Below are 4,121 nucleotides of genomic sequence, written 5' to 3'. Positions count from 1 at the left end.
CGCGCACGAGGGTGCGCAGGGCGCCGGGGTCGCCCCGGTCGGGCAGGACGTCACCGACCGCGTCCCGGACCATGGCGGTGACCGCTTCCGGTCCCCCGGCGGGCAGCGGCCCTCCGCGCGTCCGGCCGCCACCGCGCAGTGCGTCGAGCACGGTGTCGAGCAACGGCCGGAGCCGGTCGGGGCCTTGGGGGCCCGAGGCGAGGGGCGGCGGCGAACTCATGGCGGTCCTCCGGGGCGGTGCGCGGGAGGATGCCAGCTTGTACGGAGATGGGGTACGTCGACCGGAAAGCCCGGGAATCACACCCCAAAGAGGGTATGCCCTGTTTGACGAGCTGCGGATCGAGCCGGCGGAAGACGACGGCAACGCCCGTGCGGGAGGGCGCCCTCGAAGGAATCGGAGGCGCCCCCACACACGGGCATGAGGCTAGGCCTGCTGTACGCGCAGTGCGCGTGCCAGGTCGTCGAGCTGGTCGACGAGCTTGCGGCGCAGGGCGGGCGTCGGGCCGGCCTTGCGCAGGCACTTCTGGCCGAGCTTGAGGTTCTCGGCGTCGACGGCGTGGGCCGGGAAGGCCCAGCGTCCGACGGCCTCGGCGATGGCGGGGCCCCGGCGCTCGGCGAGGGCGACGGCGTCCTTGTAGTAGCGGGCCACGTAGGGGCGTACGAGGTCGGCCTGTTCGGGCTGCCAGAAGCCCCGGGCGGTGGCGGTGAACAGGTAGTTCGACAGGTCGGCCCGGTCGTCGGAGCCGAACATGGCGTCCCAGGCCCGGGCCTTGGCGTCCTCGTCGGGCAGGGCGGCCCGGCAGCGGGCGGCACCCTCCTGGCCGGTGGCGCTGGGGTCGCGGTCGAGTTCGGCGGCGATGGCGGTCTCGTCGACGGCGCCGAGCACGGCGAGGCGGGCGAGGATCCGCCAGCGCAGTTCGGGGTCGAGTTCGGGACCGCCGGGAACGGTGCCGTCGGCGAGCCAGGCGGCGATGGTGTCGGGCTGGGCGGCGGTGTCGATGCGGTGGCGTACGGCGATGAGGCGCAGGCCGGGGTGGTCGCCGTCCTCGGTGCGGCGGATGAGGTCGCGGCACAGTCCGGTCAGGGTGGCGAGCGCGGCGGGGCGCCGGCCGGGTCCGGCGTAGCGGTCGGCGACGTGGACGCAGGCGAAGGCGAGGACGCCCTGGACGAGGGCGAGGTCGGTCTCCTCGGGCAGGTGCGCGGCGGCGGTGGCCAGGTAGTCGGCGGGGGCGAGTTCCCCGTCGCGGACCATGTCGCGCAGCGTGTTCCACACGACGGCCCGGGTGAGCGCGTCGGGGATGCCGGACAGGCCGCGCAGGACGGTCTCCAGGGAGGTGTCGTCGAGGCGGATCTTGGCGTAGGTGAGATCCAGGTCGTTGGGGACGACGAGGGCGGGGCGGGTCCCGGTGCGCGGCTCGGGAGCCGTGTCCTGGGGGACGTCGGCCTCGTAGCGCTCCCGCAGCAGGAGACTGCGGCCCTCGTGGAGGTCGCGGTCGTACACGCCGACGGTGACGCGGTGCGGGCGGTCGCCGTCGCGGTCGAGGGCGAGGGTCCACTGGCCGGGACGGGCGTCGACGGAGGCGGTGAGGGCGTCGACGCCGGTGGTGCGCAGCCAGGCGTCGGCCCAGGCGTGGACGTCGCGTTCGGTGGCGGCGGCGAGGGAGTCGATGAAGTCGGCGAGGGTGGCGTTGGCGAACCGGTGGCGCTGGAAGTGGATGTTGATGCCGGCGAGGAAGTCCTTCTCGCCGAGCCACGCGACGAGCTGGCGCAGCGCGGAGGCGCCCTTGGCGTAGGAGATGCCGTCGAAGTTGAGCAGCGCGGAGGCGGTGTCCGTCACGTCCGCGGGGGCGACGGGGTGGGTGGAGGGCCGCTGGTCGGCGTCGTAGCCCCAGGCCTTGCGGGAGACCCCGAAGTCGGTCCACGTGTCGGTGCCCCTCCATCGGGGGGGCTGCCCCCCGGGGGGCCCGGGGGCGACTTCGTTGAGGGTCTGGTAGCCCATGTACTCGGCGAAGGACTCGTTCAGCCAGATGTCGTCCCACCACCTCAGGGTGACGAGGTCGCCGAACCACATGTGGGCCATCTCGTGGGCGATGACCATGGCGCGGGTCTGGCGTTCGGTGTCGGTGACGGCGGAGCGGTAGACGAACTCGTCGCGGAAGGTGACCAGTCCGGGGTTCTCCATGGCACCCGCGTTGAACTCGGGGACGAAGGCCTGGTCGTAGGAGTCGAAGGGGTAGGGCTCCTCGAACTTCTCGTGGTAGCGGTCGAAGCAGGCGCGGGTGATGTCGAGGAGCTCCTCGGCGTCCGTGTCGAGGTACGGGGCGAGTGAGCGGCGGCAGTGGATGCCGAAGGGCAGCCCGCGGTGTTCGGTGCGCACGGAGTGCCAGGGCCCGGCGGCGACGGCGACGAGGTAGGTGGGGATCAGCGGGGTGGACGCGGCCCGCCACACTCCGTCGCCGGTGTGCTCGGTCACGCCGTTGGCGAGGACGCTCCAGCCGTCGGGGGCGGTGACGGCGAGGTCGAAGACGGCCTTGAGGTCGGGCTGGTCGAAGGCGGCGAAGACCCGCTGGACGTCGTCGAGGAACAGCTGCGTGTAGACGTAGGTCTCGCCGTCGGTGGGGTCGGTGAAACGGTGCATGCCCTCGCCGGTGCGGGAGTAGCGCATGCTCGCCTCGACGCGCAGTTCGTGCTCGCCGGCGGTGAGGTCCTTCAGCGGCAGCCGGTTGCCGTCGAGGGTGCCGGGGTCCAGGGGCTGTCCGTCGAGGGTGACGGAGCGCAGCTCGGCGGGCTTGATCTCGACGAAGGTGTCCGCGTCCGCGCGGGCGCCGAACCTGATCAGGGTACGGGAGTCGAACGTCTCGTCACCGGTGGTCAGATCGAGTTCGATCGTGTAGCGGTGGACGTCGAGGAGCTGTGCTCGGTTCTGCGCTTCGTCGCGCGTCAGTACGGACATGCAGGCCATGCTGCCTGATGCCGTTGCCGTGGCACAGAGGCGGATCGGGTACGTGGCCTATGTCCGGTCTCGTTCGAGCTCCCCGCTCTGCGCCCCCGCGGGCTGTCCGGGCGCCATGTGCGCGTGCGGGTGGGGCAGGGCGGGCTGGGCGGGGGTGGGGGTGCGTTCCTCGAGCCGGGCGCGCAGGGCGCGGATCTCGGCCTCCAGCGCGAGCCGGCGCTGGTGGGCGTCGTAGAGGTGGCGGATCTTGGTGCGCAGGGCCCAGGGGTCGACGGGTTTGGTGACGAGGTCGGCGACGCCGAGGCCGTACGCGGCGGCCCCGAGCTGCCGGTCGCGGGCGAAGCCGGTGAGCAGGACGACGGGGATCTGCCGGGTCTGCTCCAGGCGCCGCATGTAGCGCACGACGTCGAGGCCGCCGGTGCCGGGCATGTGGACGTCGAGGAGGAGCAGTCCGACGTTTCCGCGCAGGAGCTGTTTGAGGGCCTCGTCGCCGCTGGTGGCCCGGCCCAGCAGGTGACCCAGCGGGGCCAGGGCGCTCTCCAGGGCGTACAGGGTGTCCTCGTGGTCGTCGACGATGAGGATCCGGGCGGGGGGCGGCATGGCGCACACATCCCTCCTCGTAAGGGACCGGATGACTGTCCGGACACTGACGCTCGGTGTTCGTCAGCCGACAAGGAGTGCACAGCGCAGCATGCCCCGCGCGGACCGTCCTGTCACTCCCCGGCGGAGGAGGTCGTGGCCCGGTTCTCCGAGGGCGTGGCGCCCACGGTGTCGTCGGCGATGCTCTCGTGGTGGCGGATCACCTCGGCGATGATGAAGTTCAGGAACTTCTCCGCGAAGGCCGGGTCGAGTTTGGCGTTCTCGGCGAGGGCGCGCAGCCGGGCGATCTGGCGGGCCTCGCGGCCGGGGTCGGCGGGCGGCAGCCGGTGTTCGGCCTTGAGGCGGCCGACCTGCTGGGTGCACTTGAAGCGTTCGGCGAGCATGTGGACGACGGCGGCGTCGATGTTGTCGATGCTGTCGCGCAGCCGGACGAGTTCCGCACGCACCGCGGGGTCGACGTCACCGGTCGTGGTGTTGCTGGTGGTCATGGGGGGTCAGCCTACGGTGCGGGCGGGACCGGGGTCGGCGGTGTCCGGGCAGTGGCCGGGACGGTCCGGCCGGCGGCCGG

Annotated in this window: 3 protein-coding genes and 1 pseudogene; all 4 read right to left on the bottom strand. The window is 72.7% G+C overall.

Annotation, left to right across the window (positions count from 1 at the left end):
• Positions 1-220, bottom strand: a pseudogene (locus B9S61_RS11705) (aspartate aminotransferase family protein); the annotation flags it as partial.
• A 204-nt stretch (positions 221-424) separates the two neighbouring features.
• Positions 425-2,962, bottom strand: coding sequence for an aminopeptidase N (pepN, locus tag B9S61_RS11700; protein WP_103542198.1), 2,538 nt, complete (start codon positions 2,960-2,962; stop codon positions 425-427).
• A 48-nt stretch (positions 2,963-3,010) separates the two neighbouring features.
• Entirely contained in the window at positions 3,011-3,553 is a 543-nt protein-coding gene (locus B9S61_RS11695; protein WP_103542197.1) for a two-component system response regulator, read from the bottom strand.
• A gap of 113 nt (positions 3,554-3,666) precedes the next feature.
• A complete protein-coding gene (locus B9S61_RS11690; protein WP_103542196.1) occupies positions 3,667-4,041 on the bottom strand; it encodes a chorismate mutase in 375 nt (124 codons plus the stop codon).
• Positions 4,042-4,121: the final 80 nt, after the last annotated feature.

It is taken from the genome of Streptomyces sp. SM1, from assembly GCF_002910825.1.
In the GTDB taxonomy this organism is placed as follows: Bacteria; Actinomycetota; Actinomycetes; order Streptomycetales; family Streptomycetaceae; genus Streptomyces; species Streptomyces okerensis.
The sequence above is the reverse complement of the archived record's forward strand: the minus strand, read 5'-3'. Positions and strand labels throughout refer to the sequence as shown.

What these genes read in the sequence shown, in the direction of transcription:
- pepN (WP_103542198.1), bottom strand. Translation starts at nt 2,962, where the DNA reads ATGGCCTGCATGTCCGTACTGACGCGCGACGAAGCGCAGAACCGAGCA.
- B9S61_RS11695 (WP_103542197.1), bottom strand. Translation starts at nt 3,553, where the DNA reads ATGCCGCCCCCCGCCCGGATCCTCATCGTCGACGACCACGAGGACACC.
- B9S61_RS11690 (WP_103542196.1), bottom strand. Translation starts at nt 4,041, where the DNA reads ATGACCACCAGCAACACCACGACCGGTGACGTCGACCCCGCGGTGCGT.